At 37.4% G+C, this 15,819-nt stretch carries 13 protein-coding genes; 6 read left to right on the top strand and 7 right to left on the bottom strand.

Features of this window, described 5'->3' with window-relative positions:
- Positions 1 to 223 precede the first annotated feature (223 nt).
- The 4 genes from IQI_RS08455 to IQI_RS08440 all read right to left on the bottom strand — a co-directional run bounded on the left by IQI_RS08455 (position 224) and on the right by IQI_RS08440 (position 5,804).
- Positions 224 to 3,139 carry a bifunctional diguanylate cyclase/phosphodiesterase gene (locus IQI_RS08455; RefSeq protein WP_064092215.1) on the bottom strand — a complete coding sequence of 972 codons (2,916 nt, stop codon included), beginning with the start codon at positions 3,137 to 3,139 and terminating at the stop codon, positions 224 to 226.
- Positions 3,140 to 3,260: 121 nt separating this feature from the next.
- Positions 3,261 to 3,620, bottom strand: coding sequence for a YisL family protein (locus IQI_RS08450; protein ID WP_064092214.1), 360 nt, complete (start codon positions 3,618 to 3,620; stop codon positions 3,261 to 3,263).
- A gap of 73 nt (positions 3,621 to 3,693) precedes the next feature.
- Complete coding sequence (locus tag IQI_RS08445; protein WP_064092213.1) at positions 3,694 to 4,590, bottom strand: fumarylacetoacetate hydrolase family protein; 897 nt, start codon at positions 4,588 to 4,590, stop codon at positions 3,694 to 3,696.
- Between the two features lie 29 nt (positions 4,591 to 4,619).
- Positions 4,620 to 5,804, bottom strand: coding sequence for a DUF418 domain-containing protein (locus tag IQI_RS08440; protein WP_064092212.1), 1,185 nt, complete (start codon positions 5,802 to 5,804; stop codon positions 4,620 to 4,622).
- A 131-nt stretch (positions 5,805 to 5,935) separates the two neighbouring features.
- Between IQI_RS08440 and IQI_RS08435 the strand changes: the two genes are divergently transcribed.
- The 6 genes from IQI_RS08435 to IQI_RS08410 all read left to right on the top strand — a co-directional run bounded on the left by IQI_RS08435 (position 5,936) and on the right by IQI_RS08410 (position 7,923).
- Positions 5,936 to 6,157 (top strand): spore germination protein, encoded by a 222-nt coding sequence (locus tag IQI_RS08435; protein ID WP_064092211.1) that lies wholly within the window; start codon positions 5,936 to 5,938, stop codon positions 6,155 to 6,157.
- A 12-nt stretch (positions 6,158 to 6,169) separates the two neighbouring features.
- Positions 6,170 to 6,388 (top strand): spore germination protein GerPB, encoded by a 219-nt coding sequence (locus tag IQI_RS08430; RefSeq protein ID WP_064092210.1) that lies wholly within the window; start codon positions 6,170 to 6,172, stop codon positions 6,386 to 6,388.
- Between the two features lie 29 nt (positions 6,389 to 6,417).
- On the top strand, positions 6,418 to 7,041 hold the full coding sequence (gerPC, locus tag IQI_RS08425) for a spore germination protein GerPC (protein WP_064092209.1): 624 nt from the start codon (positions 6,418 to 6,420) through the stop codon (positions 7,039 to 7,041).
- On the top strand, positions 7,022 to 7,201 hold the full coding sequence (locus tag IQI_RS08420; RefSeq protein ID WP_064092208.1) for a hypothetical protein: 180 nt from the start codon (positions 7,022 to 7,024) through the stop codon (positions 7,199 to 7,201). Before gerPC ends, IQI_RS08420 begins: the two co-directional genes overlap by 20 nt.
- Before the next feature lies 1 nt (position 7,202).
- Positions 7,203 to 7,610 carry a spore germination protein GerPE gene (locus IQI_RS08415; RefSeq protein ID WP_064092207.1) on the top strand — a complete coding sequence of 136 codons (408 nt, stop codon included), beginning with the start codon at positions 7,203 to 7,205 and terminating at the stop codon, positions 7,608 to 7,610.
- Positions 7,611 to 7,704: 94 nt separating this feature from the next.
- On the top strand, positions 7,705 to 7,923 hold the full coding sequence (locus IQI_RS08410; RefSeq protein ID WP_064092206.1) for a spore germination protein: 219 nt from the start codon (positions 7,705 to 7,707) through the stop codon (positions 7,921 to 7,923).
- A 173-nt stretch (positions 7,924 to 8,096) separates the two neighbouring features.
- Here the strand turns inward: IQI_RS08410 and IQI_RS08405 are convergent, their stop codons facing one another.
- The 3 genes from IQI_RS08405 to addB form a co-directional block, all read right to left on the bottom strand.
- The gene (locus IQI_RS08405) at positions 8,097 to 8,402 is read right to left on the bottom strand and encodes a hypothetical protein (protein ID WP_064092205.1); all 306 of its coding nucleotides are present in this window, start codon (positions 8,400 to 8,402) and stop codon (positions 8,097 to 8,099) included.
- Positions 8,403 to 8,550: 148 nt separating this feature from the next.
- Complete coding sequence (gene addA, locus IQI_RS08400; protein WP_064092204.1) at positions 8,551 to 12,324, bottom strand: helicase-exonuclease AddAB subunit AddA; 3,774 nt, start codon at positions 12,322 to 12,324, stop codon at positions 8,551 to 8,553.
- Positions 12,317 to 15,796, bottom strand: a complete 3,480-nt coding sequence (gene addB, locus IQI_RS08395; protein WP_064092203.1) for a helicase-exonuclease AddAB subunit AddB — start codon at positions 15,794 to 15,796, stop codon at positions 12,317 to 12,319. The genes addA and addB overlap by 8 nt, the downstream gene beginning before the upstream one ends.
- Between the last annotated feature and the right edge of the window lie 23 nt (positions 15,797 to 15,819).

The raw sequence follows: 15,819 nt of genomic DNA, 5'->3' as shown, positions 1-15,819 counted from the left end.
TATCTCCATACATTTTAACATAAATAACCAATTTTCCAGCAATGTTTTTTCATTAAATGCTCCTTTAACAGCACCATAATAAGTAGGTTTATCTTATAAAAAAGTAATCAAAAAGCATGATGATTGAATTGCTAATCATCATGCTTTTTATGCGACATTTATTATGTTTTCTATGTTTTGATCATAAAAACGTTAATGGAAACACCGTAGCTTTTTTTGTGTATTACGGCTGATGGAGCGTCACCAAATTATTTTCTTCTAAAAACTCATCCATTCGCTCTAAAGACATTGGTTTTTCAAACAAGTATCCTTGAGCAAAATCACATCCGAGACCTTTTAGAAGTTCTAATTGCTGAGAGGTCTCTACACCTTCAGCAACCACCTTCATATTCAAACCTTTTCCCATCATGGAAACAGATTGAACAATGGCTATGTCTGGAGTATTATGATTCATATTCTGAACAAATGATCGATCAATTTTCAAGATGCGCAGGGGTAAATGCTTCAAATAACTTAAAGAGGAATAACCCGTTCCAAAGTCATCAATAGCAAGCTTCACCCCTAAATCCGCTAAAGACTTCATTACTTCAATAGTATGAGCAGCATCATGCAACATAATCGTCTCTGTTAACTCTAAACAAAGATATTCTGGAGGCAGTCCAGTAATCATCAAAGCATCTTTAACATCAGAAAGAAACATTGGATTTTGGAATTGATGGGCAGATACATTGACAGAAATATAAAAGTCTCCTTTTTGTGAATCTAACCATTTTTTCAGTTGAATACATGATTCAACTAGTACCCACTTACCTATATCTTGAATTAAACCTGTTTCTTCTGCCAGAGGGATGAAATTTACAGGTGAAATTAAGCCCCAAGTTGGATGCTGCCACCTTAATAATGCTTCGCAGCCAACTAATGTACCATCAGACACTTGAATAATCGGTTGAAAGGCAATGAAAAACTCCTGTCTTTCAATCGCTTTTCGCATATGAGCTTCCATTTCGACCTTTCGAAGTGATTCATCATTCATATCTGATGAGAAATAAGCTGTGTTATTTCCTCCCTTTTCTTTTGCCCGGTTTAAAGCAGAATCTGCATTCCGTAAAAGCTCTGCTGATTCCATTCCATCTTTCGGATACATCCCTACACCAATACTGACAGTAATATAGAATTCCTTCCCTTGATAGGAGAAAGGGTCCTGAATGGTTTTTAAAATCGATTCTGTTACGGTGGATATAAAGTGCTCATTCACATTTTTCGAAAGTAATACAGTGAACTTATCTCCACTAAAACGACCTAAGTAGGCTCCCTTTGGTAATGTCCTTTGAATTCGCTCAGATAACTCTTTTATAATTAAATCCCCTGCCGAATGTCCCAAAGTATCATTAATCATTTTAAAACGATCCATATCAAGAAATAGAATGGCAAGTTGCCTCTTTTTCTTATTGGCTATGGCTATTTTTTCATCAACTATTTCTCTGAACTTTAATTTATTGGGTAATTCTGTTTCCCCGTCAAAGTAAGCTAATTGGGTGATTTTCTTTTCATTTTGTCGCTCCTGAGTGACATCTCTTCCAATTCCAAATATCCCCACACATTCCCCGTTAATGGTAATAGGTATATTTTTAATCTGGAAGTAATTCTCTACTCCAGTTTTAGATTCAATTGGAAGATCGTAGTACTGTTCTCTCCCGTTCATGGCACGGTAAAAGTGACGCCTCACTCTTTGTCGGTCTTCCTTATAAATGAAGTTAAGGGCAGATTTCCCGATAATTTCTTCCTCACTATACCCAAAGGTTTTCACAAATGACGGATTAACAGAAGTAAAACGTCCCTTTAAATCGGTACTGTAAACAAAATCAGTATTATTATCAAACAACGATCGATAATATTCCTCAGATACTTGGATATCTTTATTTAGCGTCTTGATATCAACAGCAGCCGTGTTAATTAAATTGGTTAAGGACATCATGGCATTTGCTTCAGGAGTCAATTGAAAGTTAAATTTCATATTTTCCAAAGGGGTTTTAACGGTTTCAGATAATCCTAGATAAGTTAATGAGTGTGCGATCATTTTCGGTTTATTATCTCGACTCAAACCGAATTCACCGTAAGAAAAGAAACCGCTCACAGGCGCAATCTGATTAAGCATGGTTAGCTCTTGATCTGTAAAATCTTTAATATATCTTCTTCTGGCTACACAATTATATACAAAGTGAGTCTCCATTGGGTGATGTTTTAATTGATTTAATTGTTTTGTTGTTGATTTCATTAAATCCTTAACATTCACAAACCCAAAGGTTACTTTATCTCCAAATGCCACAGGGCGACTCACTTCTATTCTGCCTTGAGACAATACATTAATCACATAAACGGCAATTTTTTCAGAACCATCTTTCATTAAGAAAGGAAACTCAATAGAAGAATCAGGGAGATCGTGAACAAATGATTTCCCTAAATACCTTTCAATTAGTTGAAGCGGTTTTTTATGGTTTATTTCGTAAATGATGTTGCCTTTCGCTTTCGTAATTTCAAAGGTAGGTCCTACTTCTTGCCATTCCTCAATGGCATAGGTATGAACAGATAGTTCATGACCGTTCAAGGAAACCGATGCGAATCCCTCACTTGATATGGAATTATTAGTAAATACGTAGGATGGTCTGGATGAACGTTGATCTGAGGCCACTCCACCAACCACCTTGATCTCGTCGCCTCGCTCTGATATACCTTCTAGAAATCCAGGAATGTCTAATTTTATGTGACTGGCAAACAAGATGATTGCTTTCGTATCAAATCTGACTATTTCATCATATATTTCTTGACCGTCCTGATGACTGGAGACGCTTTTTTCTTTTAATAATGCTTTCATTTCTGTTTTCTCAAATACTGTAAAGCAAAGAACAATATCAGAAACTAACGTACCTTCCACTACTTGACCGTTTGAACTGCAGCCAATGAGGTTTCCTTGGGGTAATAAGTGATTTATTTCCATTTGTAGATGTTGAATGAAAGAATGAGAAGAATGTCCGACGAAGGCTTGTATGAGGAGAGAAGGATATTGATCTAAATCATTTTCTTGTATAAAAAACCTTAAAGATTGTACATCACTATATATATATTGAAAAGTCTTAACCATGTTCTACACCTACTTCATAGACATTGTTTCTATCAAAATACCACAATTCGACAGATATGGATATATATTTTAAGTAAATGGGCAAAAAAAAGAGCTGACCAAAAAGTCAGCTCTAATTATATTACCACCCAAGTGGTAAACTCAATCCTAAATAAAGAACAATAACAAGAGATAAGATAAGCAGTATCCAAAATATTTTTGTACTCTTTCCTTTGTTCATTCTTACTAATAACATTTCGAACATACCAATGACCCAAATACCTACCAACCCTTTAATTCCGTATAGGGCAGGATCAATTCCTGAGTGCTTCCAGAACAGTAGTGAACCTGTCAAAATGATTAATAAGTAAAAAAGTCTTAAAACCATGTGTACAATTTTCATGCCTTTATTCTTACCTGCATTATGTAATCCTACTGCTACAAAAAAGAGAATAATGGCGATCACCCATGTTGTTATATGGGCATGTGTTTGATCAAACATAGCGAACCTCCCACAAATAGATTGTTTACGCTCATAATATTACCATAGTCTTTGTACGAACAGAAACTTTAACCTAAGCCTGTAACTGATTTGTCAAAACTCCTACCGACTCTATTGACACTTCCACAATATCACCTTTTTTTAAAAATCGTGGCGGGCTAAACCCCTTACCAACACCAGCTGGGGTTCCAGTTGCAATGATATCTCCCGCTTCAAGGGTCATTCCCTTAGATAAGGTAGAAATAATGTAAGGAATAGTAAAAATCATTTCTCTCGTATTTGATTGCTGACGTATTTCAGTGTTAATTCTTGTTGTAATGTTTAAGCTATGGGGGTCATCAATCTCATCCTTCGTTACAACCACCGGCCCCATTGGACAGGTTGTATCCAGGCTTTTACCGATGAAAAATTGACTGTGCTTTTTTTGCAAATCACGAGCAGTAATGTCATTTACGATTGTATAGCCAAAAATAAAATCCAGTGCCTTTTCAGGAGGAATACACTTTCCTTTTTTCCCAATAACTACAGCAAGTTCCCCTTCATAATCTAACTCTTGAGTCAGCTCTTCATGATGGAATACAGTCTGTTGATGACCTACTACTGTATTGGTTGCTTTCGTAAAAATCATGATGTCTTTAGGAATTTCCTTTTCACTGCCCATTTCAATGGCATGATCACGATAATTTTTTCCTACGCAAATAATATTCCTTTTTACATTGGGAACAGGGGATAGCCAAGTAATCATTGATTCCTCATAAGAATGTTCCTTTACTTTTTCTCCTGCTTTTCGAAGAATCTGTAAAACTCTGTCTATGAATTCTTCTCCCTCTTCAATCCCTTGAAGCAACTCATTTGGAAATGAAAGGTCACACTTGATATCTTTCATTAATCCAACAAGATCAATCAAAAGACCTTGTTCAACAACTCCGTAGGTTTCACTTTCGTTTATTTTAAAGCTGGCAAATTTCATATTTGAACACTCCCCTTTGCGACCATCTATTATTCTCCTTTTTTGACCAAATGACTTTTTCCGTAACTTACTATTCTCCAAACTTTTTCAGCTGGCCCATAAGAAAATTTTGATAGCCAAATTTCAGACAGTAATACTTGGATGAGATATATTCCAACTGCCAACAAAGTTCCTGTTGTTAATGTGACCTCACCATACAGCCCAAGACCGTAAGAATAAAAGATGAAAGTACCAATGATCGATTGGAATAAATAATTCGTTAAACTCATTCTTCCGACAGATGCGATTGGCTTGCTCCAATTCTTGATTTTTTCATTCAATAATAATAAAGAAAGGATTATTGCATAAGATACTGATAAGAAAGGACCTCCAAAAAAGTCTTGAATATAAGAATAAGCAAAGTTTGAATCAATGACAAATGGCAGTAATTTTACGATTACACCAATCATAAATGCACTAACACCAATAACCATCCATCTATATTTATATTGCTCTACTTTTTCTAACAATCGCAGCTTACTAGCCCCAGCTCCAATCATCATCATTGGTAAAATAGACAATAATAAAAATAATATATTTTCTGGGGAATTAACAGCATACCAATCTTGAAATCTTTGATTCATTATATCTGAAAAACTTCCTGAACTATACGCTGCAACAGAATCCTGAAGTGCAACAATATTTGTGAAGTGCTGGACACCTGTTGGGTCAGCAAAAGTCATTAGTACTAATAAAATACTAAAAAACAATTGAGGCAAAAGAAATAGTAATCCGCCAATCCACAACAACACTTTCCCTTTAAACCTCATGAACAGAAGAAGCAACAATCCAAAAATAGCATAGTTAATCAGAATGTCACCTGACCATATTAGAAACGCGTGAACACACCCAAACACTAATAATACTAACAGTCTTCTTATTCCAAATAGGTAAAATGAAATTCCCTTTGAATCTGCCCGTTGCTGCTGAATCGCTAATCCATATCCAAAAACAATAGCAAACAGAGGATAAAAACTAGCTTGTATCAGAACGTCAATCCAAGGATAAAGCGCAATATCTTCAGGCGTTTTCCACCAAGTGTATGGATCTATATACAGAAACGGTGAGTGAAAGGAAATCATATTAATCAATAAAATACCTAACAAAGAAAATCCTCTTATCACATCCAAATTTATTATTCGGTCTGCTTTGCCTGTTGGCGATAAAGTATTCATAGTTTTGTCCTCCAAAAATGTAGATTCAGTATCTATTTTAACTTGAAATGATAAATTAGGCGATTATCACCTATTCTTATATCTCACATAGAATAACAATAATTAACTTTGTCTTAAAGGTGTGAGTAGTAATGCCCGCAATTGTCGGAATTGCTCAAGTCATAAATGTAGGATCCAGTGGGGTTTTTCACATTGGTGATGTCTTTACAATAAGTCCACAATCTACTGCTAAAACCTTTGCAGGAGCCGGTTCATTTATAACAGGACGTGGAATATCCGTCTATAATGAAAGCTCGTTAACCTATACCGTGGATGATGATGGAATGGATCAAGGAATTAACTTTAACCTATGAGTGTGATGCCTAATGAATTATTATGTTCAGCAATCTATACAAATTCAATATATTAGAATAGGAGGAATGTCTAATTCCTCTGTTCTCCAGATAGGGACATGTGGTCAAATCACACCAAACTCCTATCTATATAATACAGGGGGATATTTAGAACCTGCTCCAAAAGCTGAGAAAAATGGAAAAGGCATTCCTCCTGCCGCACCATTAGTTCCGCTTCAATCTCCTTCCTAAAGTTTAATTGTAAAGAAAGAGGTGGTAATTTGAATCAATATTATATGTCCCCCCAGCAGCTGTATCAATATATTGAAATGCTCAATACAAAAATTGTCGCGTTAGAAAAACAAGTGAATGAACTTTCAAATGAGCTTACCTCTTTAAAGGATTCTCCTAAAATAAATGTGGAAAAAATCGAGTATAAATTTGATCAACTAAAAGTCGAATCTCTTGACGGAACGTTAAATATAGGAATTAACCCTAATAACTTAAAAGAGACGATTGACGATTTCGTCGTTGACCAAAACGGGAAAACAAAATCTGTTAAAGACCTAACCCCTTATCGAGAACGGATTTCTTCAGAGATTCAATCGTATATTGAGAAAGAATTGCCCTCCTTGATTCAGGATAATGAAATGCAATTTCAACGCTCACTTGAGCCATCTTATTATGAGATGATTCAACAGGACTTATTAAATCAAATGCCACAACGTATTGACTTCTATTTAGAAAACATCCCTTTTATCGAAGAAAAGCATTCAGATGGTGAATGGGAAAGAAAAATTATTTCTAAAATTAAAAATGATATTCAAACAGCTCTATACTCGTTTATGTCTCAAGCTCCAGAAAATATGGAAGGAATGAAAAACGATGAACCTTCAAGTGATTAATCGGGAATTAACAGTAGGAAACATTGAGATAGCAGGAGTCGCCAGTTCCTCACTGGTCCTAATCGGCGATGCTGACGTAATTCAACTTGCATCTGCCTTTGACACACCACCTGAATCTTTAATCATTGGTCCTTTCGTCCCTCTTACTCCAAAAGGTTAATATGTTTAAACGCTATTCAATTGTAAATAAATTAGAAGGAGTCACTTTAGCTTTTAGTTCCGTTTACCAATTGGGGGATTCAGATAATATTTCCGCTCAATCACGAGCATTTGCCGTTCAAAGAGAAAAGGAGTTTTTCCTTACAAGTGAAGGAAGCTTAGATTCAAGAGTATTTCAAGCTTCAATCGTACTTCCAACAATTGACCCCACTATAAAAGTGAATCGATTAAACCTTTGCCCCATTAAGGTAAACAATGTGAATATAGGCGCTACCTCTTTTTCATCCGTCATTCACATTGGAAATACATCTATGGTGTACATGGAAACAAGAGTGAAAAACATACGCCAACTGGAGCAAAAGATTGGTGAAGAACCCAAAACTATTGAAAGCATTGAAGGGGAAAATTAATGAAGGTATGAACTTCAGTAAGAGAAAAACAATGAACCTTCTTTCATGCTTCACATAAGTTAATCATATAGACTACGAAAAAAGGATGTTTATCATGCCTGCTATAATAGGACCCGTCTCAATTCTTAGTGTTGGTGGAGGTACCGTCCAATTTGGTGACACTGCCATTATTTCACCTAAGTCTGCTTCTAAGACCACTGCAGGATCAGGTGGATTTAATACAGGTCCCTTTCAATTAAGCTATAATGTTTTTAGTGTAAACACTACTTTTGATTGTAATGTGGTGGATCAACCGATAACTGGGAACAATTAAAAAACAAGAATCCTAAATATAATGGTTTCTTGTTTTTTATTTGCTCATTTCGTAAAGATTGTTGCTATTTCAGATAAGAAAGTAATAATTGATTGCAGTGAGAGGATACTCTCTTTCCGCGGGGCGGGCGGTGAGCCTCCCAATCCATTTTAAAGCCGCCTATTTTTGTTTCTTTATATTTTCTTACTTTTTCTCTCATTGCTTTTCTTCGTTTTCACTAATTTAGAAGAGGGCTGTTTCCGTATCCATTTTATAAACCGACGGATTTTTTCGTTTTGTTTTAATCCTTCTATGGTGTTTAAACGTACACCTAATTCATCATTGGTATAGAGGTTATGTATTTGCTTATGACATGGAATACAGAGCTGAGCTGTGGGCATAAAGGTTCCCCCTACTTCTTTAGGTGTTAAATGATGAATCGTCGTTTCAACTTGCTGACGAGAACAGAGTTCACACGTGCCAATGGTTTTCCGACCCATTAAATCACATCCCAATTCAATCGATATCATATGTATTCCCTAATATTGGTGAAAGTAATAACATAATCAGCTTCTCAGATGGAGGCCTTTAAGTAAAGCCGTATGAAAAAACCACTCCATAGACCTTGGTCTTTAGAGTGGCTTTTCTTTATAGACCTAGAGCATGACCTCCGTCAAAGAAGTAAAGATACTTCTGAGACACTTCTTCCTTCCAAATTGATTCTATCGCTCTTGTGTACAGTTCAATCTGAACCCTGTAACGTTCCTCAAGGACCGGTTTCGCTTCCTCGAAACCATTAGTATATCGATCATGAATTCCATCAGTCTTATAATCTAAGAGAACAAGTCCACTGTCATCTCTGAATACACAATCAATTACTCCTTGAACAAGAATCGTTTCTTCAGCAGCCCCTTCACCTGTTTCGGATATTTCACGTAATGGGACGCTCATACTAAATGGGATTTCTCTATGAATCTCAGTTGCTTTTATCAGTCTTTGACCCAACTCACCTTCTAAGAATCCTATAATATTATCCACTAAAATGGCTTCCCTCTGTTCATCGGTTAGTATTTCTTTTTTCACAAGAGTGATCAACAAATCCTCTACTTCTACCCTTGATGGTGTTCCCCTGCTAAAGGAAAGATGCTGCATGACCGTATGCATTGCTGTTCCGCGTTCTGATGGAGACAGCTCTTTTGATTGCATGAATCTAGGTCGGTTATACACAGGCTTCTGTTGACGTCTTAGAATGTCTATACTCGATGCTTCATCCCTTAATTCAACCATTCTCTTCAATTCGGAAACCGACTGTTTTGAACGAAGATTTGTGGCACTTTGATTAGGGTATTTCCAGGAAAGACGTCGATAGACTTCTTCTTTCAAATCTGAATTCACATGAACTTCAAGACCCTTTTCCACTTGTTCCTTCCAGTCATCCTCCTCATCAACCGTTTGTTCGTCCTCAACAATTAATTCATCTTTATGAATGGTAACAATCTCCCAACAAGAAGGATGCCCTGCGATCTCCTCCACAACCCCTCGATCCCCCAAAACAGATCCACTCTGCAAATCTTCACAATGAGGATGACGCATGAGGGACGGACCTATCCAATCAAGATATGAACTTGCTTGGGCACGCTCATAATCAGACAACAGCCATTCCGATTGCCCCAGCGCTCCCTGCCATTTCTGGATGGATTTTTCCAAACTCTTAACTGTTCCAATCAGAATTAACCTTTCCTTTGCACGTGTTAATGCCACATATAGCACACGCATTTCTTCAGATATTGCTTCCATACGTTTCTTACGTTTAAATGCTAATTGAGACAGGGATGGGTAGCTGATTCGTTTTTCCGGGTCCGTGTATTTTGCGGCTAGACCTAAGTCTTTATCCAATAAATAGGATGCGTTTAAATCCATTAAATTAAATTGCTTACTCATACCGGCTACGAAAACAACAGGAAACTCAAGACCTTTACTGGAGTGTATCGTCATTAATCGAACAACATCCTCCTGTTCACTTAAGGCTCTGGCCACACCCAGGTCATCTCCTCTTTCTCTCATCCGGTCAATAAATCGCAGAAAGCGAAACAAACCTCTAAATGACGTTGATTCATATTGTCTAGCTCGGTCATATAATGCTCTTAGGTTTGCCTGTCGTTGTTTTCCTCCAGCCATCCCACCAACATAATCGTAAAATCGAGTATCTCGATATAGCTGCCAGATTAACTCTGTAACAGAACCTTGACGTGCCTTTGTTCTCCAGTTTTCAAGATGATAAAGAAACACCTTCACTTTTTCAAATGTTTCCTCCTCAAGGGGATTGCTCGGCTTTTCTCTTGCAAAAAATTTCATGGCTTCATAATAAGTGCCTGATCTTGAATGAATTCGGATACTTGCTAATCCCTTTTCGTTTAATCCCACAATGGGTGAACGCAGAACTGATGCAAGCGGAATGTCTTGATACGGATTATCAATCACCTTTAACAATGAAAGCATAATCGCAATCTCTGTTGCTTCAAAATATCCCGTTGATAAATTCGCATAAATAGGGATTCCGTTTCTCTTAAATTCTTCCATGATTTCAGAAGCCCATGGCATGGAACGGAGTAAAATCACGATGTCTCGATACTGAATCGGACGTTCTGTATTTGTTTTCGGATCATAGATAGGTGTTTTCTCATTAATCATGGTTTTGATTTTATTCGCCATGTACCTTGCTTCAAGGACCGATTTTTCAATGTCTCCTTCATCAAAAACGGCAGCTTCTTCATCATCTGTACTCACAGGGGACGGTTCATTCGACTCTTGATTAATGATGGCCACTTCAATTGGGTAGGTTCGATCCTCTGGATAAGGTGCTCCTTTTACAAGTTCCGCTTCTTTGTTGTAGTCCATTTCGCCAACAGAGGCACCCATAATTTGTTTAAATAAGAAGTTGGTTCCATCTAATACTTCTTTTCTACTTCTGAAATTTTGAGATAAATCAATTTTCAAACCAGCTTGACCACCGGAAGGAAGAAACCGATTGTATTTACCTAAAAATAAATTTGGTTCTGCCAATCGAAAACGATAAATGGATTGTTTTACATCCCCTACCATAAATCGATTTCCTTCTTCTTCTTTTTCTTCTGTAATGAGTAGTAGAATGGACTCTTGAACCATATTTGTATCTTGATATTCGTCTATTAAAACTTCCTTGAAGGATTTCTTGTATTGCTTCGCTGCATCTGAAGGAATAAGCACTTCTGAACTTGATGGATCACTTAGAATTTCTAAACAAAAGTGCTCCAAATCAGCAAAGTCCACCAAACCCTTCTCTTCTTTTACACGCCTGAAACGATGTCCAAACTCAATGACTATCTCAGAAAGAGTATGAATGATACCTTTCATTTTTTTCATATCCTCTAAGAAGGATTCTGGCCTTCTTGAGAAAAAGTCCTCTTGCAGCTTTTCCAACATTTTCTTTCCTTGATCACGTAGCTTCTTGGCTTCATCAACGATATCTTTATTAAAGTCCGCGCCGCGACATGTTTTTAATTTTGTAAAATGCAACGTTTGCATGCTTTCGTATAAAGACTGCCAGGACGTTTCGTGACTTCCTATTAATCCTTCGACAAGATTAAGATCATCTATAAAATTTTCAGCCCTTGGTGACGGCCCTCCAGGAACACGAGTAAGATCTAATGCCCGTTGAAATAAACTCTTTGCGCCTTGAAGCTGTAATTGGATATCTATTCGCAAAGGCTCTATAAAAGGCAATTCATCAATTCGTATTCCTTCTTCCATGTCATACATGTTCTTCAATTCTCTTAGCCATACCTCTGGATTAGGATGAGAACGGGAAAAATCATACAGTCTGCGAAGCATATTTTGAAGTGCACCATCGCTTCGGTCATTTGTAAATGTATCTACTAAATGAAAGAATGGAGTATTATTTTCTTTACCATATTCTTCTTCAAACAATTCATCCAGTACTTCATCTCGCAGTAAATCCCCTTCTGTTTCATCTGCAATACGGAAGCCAGGGTCGATGTCGATTAAATAATAATACTTCCGGATCACTTCTAAGCAAAAGGAGTGAAGAGTTGAAATTGAAGCGCGATTCAAAAGGCTTAATTGCTTACGCAAGTGATGCGAATGTGGATCTTCGTCTATTGCTTTTTCTAATGCCTGTCCAATCCGATGTCTCATCTCCGCAGCTGAGGCATTCGTAAAGGTTACGACTAATAGTTCATCAACATCCATTCGTTCTTCTTCCGAAAGAATCTTTTGAATCATTCTCTCTACAAGAACTGCCGTTTTCCCAGAACCTGCAGCTGCTGCGACCAGAATGTCTTGGCCCTTCGCCCAAATAGCCTTCCATTGATCATCCGTCCATGTTACATGATCGGGCTTTGCTGGAATCGTACTTTTATTCATTTCCATCTACCTCCTCTCTCACTTTGGCTAATACATCATCTGCTTTTGCCGTTGGCAGTACTCTGTATTCATTTTCATCTAATGACTGATCAAATTGACAGACTGAACGGAAGGAGCAGAACTGACAAGGCGTTTTATCTTTTAGCTTGTATGGTGAAATGTCTGTTTCACCTGAAATGATTCGGTTGCCCGATGATTCATAGAGCCTTCTTACATGCTTACGCATATAATGAAATTCTTCACCTGATGCTGCCTTAGAACGGGATGATAAAGTACCATCCTTTTTAATACCTGCCGAGACAATCTCTGAACTTCCTGTATCTAAGGTTTGATCCATTAACCGTATGATGTCTGATTCACCAAGAACGAGTCCTTTCATTTTAAAGCTCTTAAAAATTTCTTTCTCGATTTGGTCTAAAGTTAAAATCTTTTTACTATTGATCATAGGATTATGAACATGGAAATACAATACACCCGCAGGCTTTGCTTCTTTACCTACAAATTGCTTAGAATTCGTAAGAACGATATCTAAATACGTCAGCATCTGGAGGGCGAGTCCATAGTATACTTCTGTCATATCAAGATCTCGTGCGCTTGATTTATAATCAACAATCCGCAAGTATACCCCATTTGGATCTTCCGCTTTATCGACTCTGTCAATTCTTCCTTGAAGCTCCATTTTTGTTCCATTTCTCAGTTGAAATTGAAATGGAGGAAGGGTTGCATTCGGACCAAATCCTAATTCCACCCCAACTGGAATAAATCCGCTAGCCTTTGCATGTTCACTTAAAATGAGACTGGCCCGACTAATAATCTGCTCCAGCTTCTGAGCAATATAATAATGGCGATTGGAGCTTAATAAAATTTGATGTTGAAGCTTTGGTGCAAGCATCAGAACTGCTTCTTTTGCTAATTGCAGACACTGTGCCTTTGTTAGGGCTGCCCATGTCAACCCGTGTCTCTCAACCTCTTCAGAAATCCACTTTAATGCCGAATGGAACATATCACCTATATCAGGTGCTTCAAGTTTAAAAAAGTCTCTTTCCCGGAGCTTTAATCCGTGACTGGCAAAATGAGAAAACGGACAACTATGAAAAAGCTCCATTCTTGAAACACTTGCCAGGATATGGTCTCCATATAAATCCTTGCTTGCTTCTTCAGTAAGCTGCTTCGCCTTATTTTGATAAGACAAGCTTGATAAAATGTGCTGAGAATGCCATTTCCATTCATGGGACGAGGCGTAGAAATTATAAACATCCCACCAAAAATCGAATATAGGATAGTTTCTTTTTTTTAGCTGTAATTGGGAAGTTAAATGAGAAATGGTTACATTAGGATGACTCACATAATGTAATTGTTCCTCTTCTGAAAGCTCTGAAGGCTCATTAATAAGAAGCTGCTTCGTTGCTCCGGGAAACATCTCATTTAATCGTTTTATGAATGATGAAGGAAGCAGGGCTTTTCCCTCTTCGTTTGCAATTGGATAACTCACAAACAATTTTTCACTCGGCGTTGTAAATGCTTTATAAGCAATAAATTCTTCATCTAATAGCTTTGTCCGATTACTTGGAGCTATCTGAAATCCCTTATTTAATAAGACTTCACGATCTTCATCAGAGAGAACCCCGTCTTCGTTCATTTTTGCTGGAAGAACCCCATCATTCACTCCAATGATAAAAGCTGCTTTAATATCTCCCAATCTCGACTTCTCTAAATCTGCAATAATGACTTGGTCGATGGCAGGAGGAACTAGAGAAAACTTCATTGATTCAATCCCGGCATCTAGAATTGCGGAGAATTTCTTCATGGTCGTCTTTTCATCCCCAAGCATTTCTACAAATTGATCTAACAGATCCATAACAGCTGACCAAGCTTGATCATGCTCTCTGGCTGCAACCAAATCCCCGCGCTCTTCTGCCTCGATTCTTAAACGTTCTAATTTTGCCGGTATATCCAACTCTTCTAAATACAAATAGATTGTTTCACAAAATTCTCTTCCAGTAGACTGTTTCTTCAGCCTTTTACCTAATCGGATAATAGGAGCTGAAATAAATAGTCGTAGCTCATTAATTTCATGTTCCAATTGTTTTTCTCGATCTGTCTGTGGAGCGTCTACCCCTTCAAGGCCTCTAAAGCGCCTATATTTCCAGCGATCCTTTCTTGTCCAGCGATCTCCTTTTATTCCATAAGCAAGAACATAGTTTTCTAATCGATCCATCTGCTCTCTTAACTCAGTTGGGTTCTTCTGATAAGGAAACAATAAATCTGTTTTCACTGCCCTAAATACTGGTTCATATCTCCAGTTAGAGTTCATAATCTCAAGAGTAGAACGAATCAATTCAATCAGTGGATGGTTTAGCATTGTTCGTTTCTGATCTAAGAAAAAAGGAATGTCATGATCTTGAAAAACCGTCTCAACCTTGTCTCGATAGTCCTGGCTATTACGAACAAGTACAGCGATATCTTTATAACGATACCCCTTATCCCTGGCCAATTTCCGAATTTCTCTTGCAACACCTTCCACTTCAGCCCGGCGATTGGCCGCTTCGATAAAGACAATATCTTCTGTTTCATGCAGGGGTACCGTTGGTCTGTCTTCAAAGTGACGTTCTATATGAAGCATAGCTTCATTTTTATAACGTATCGGCTTTACCAAAATTTCCTCTTCTACCCTTTTTCCTGCTCCGTAACAAATGTCCTGTAAAGTGTGGTACGTCTCATTGGTCATTCTAAACAAGCTTAATTCATTCATAGCACCCAGCTGGTGTTCAGAATTCGTCGTTAAGGCTATGGATACTCTATGACTGTGTTGAATCAGTTGATCGATAATTAAATATTCTTGTGGCGTAAAACTGTGGAACCCATCAATATAAATTTCTGCATCCTTAAGAAGCTCTGAGTTTTTCACATTGTCAGCTAATAATTGAAAATAATCTTCAGAGTCGATATATTTTCCAAAAAGCTTTTCTTCAAACTTTGTATAAATCAGCTCAAGGTCATGTAGTTTATCGTGAAGTACTTTGGTGCCTTCACTTGTTTCAATATGCTCCTGAATTTCCTCGGGCTTCACACAATATCGTTTAAATTCAGTCAGCATAGCCTCAACATGATCAATAAATCCTGGTTTATCTGAAGCTTTAGTGAAAATATGTAAGTTTTCCTTATTCTCATCAATGATTTTACGAATCATCATGTTTAATCCTACAGTAGACAGATGATAACGACTCATCCCCCCTGTCTCTTGGAGGATTTTCCATGCGAGCCTTGTGAAACTAAATACTTGTCCACGAATCATCCCGTTTAGTCCAGGTGTATTCACTAATTCATATTCTGATATAAATGACATCTGATCAGGTACGATATAGATGATTGGATTGCCATTTGGTTGCTCCAATAAACTCTGTTTCATTTCATTTAATATTCGATACGTCTTCCCCGTACCTGAGCGTCCCAGAATAAATCTCACAGCCATCCCTTCACTCCTTATCTATTGTT

It is taken from the genome of Rossellomorea aquimaris TF-12, assembly GCF_001648555.1.
GTDB lineage: Bacteria > Bacillota > Bacilli > Bacillales > Bacillaceae_B > Rossellomorea > Rossellomorea aquimaris.
The sequence above is the reverse complement of the archived record's forward strand: the minus strand, read 5'-3'. Positions and strand labels throughout refer to the sequence as shown.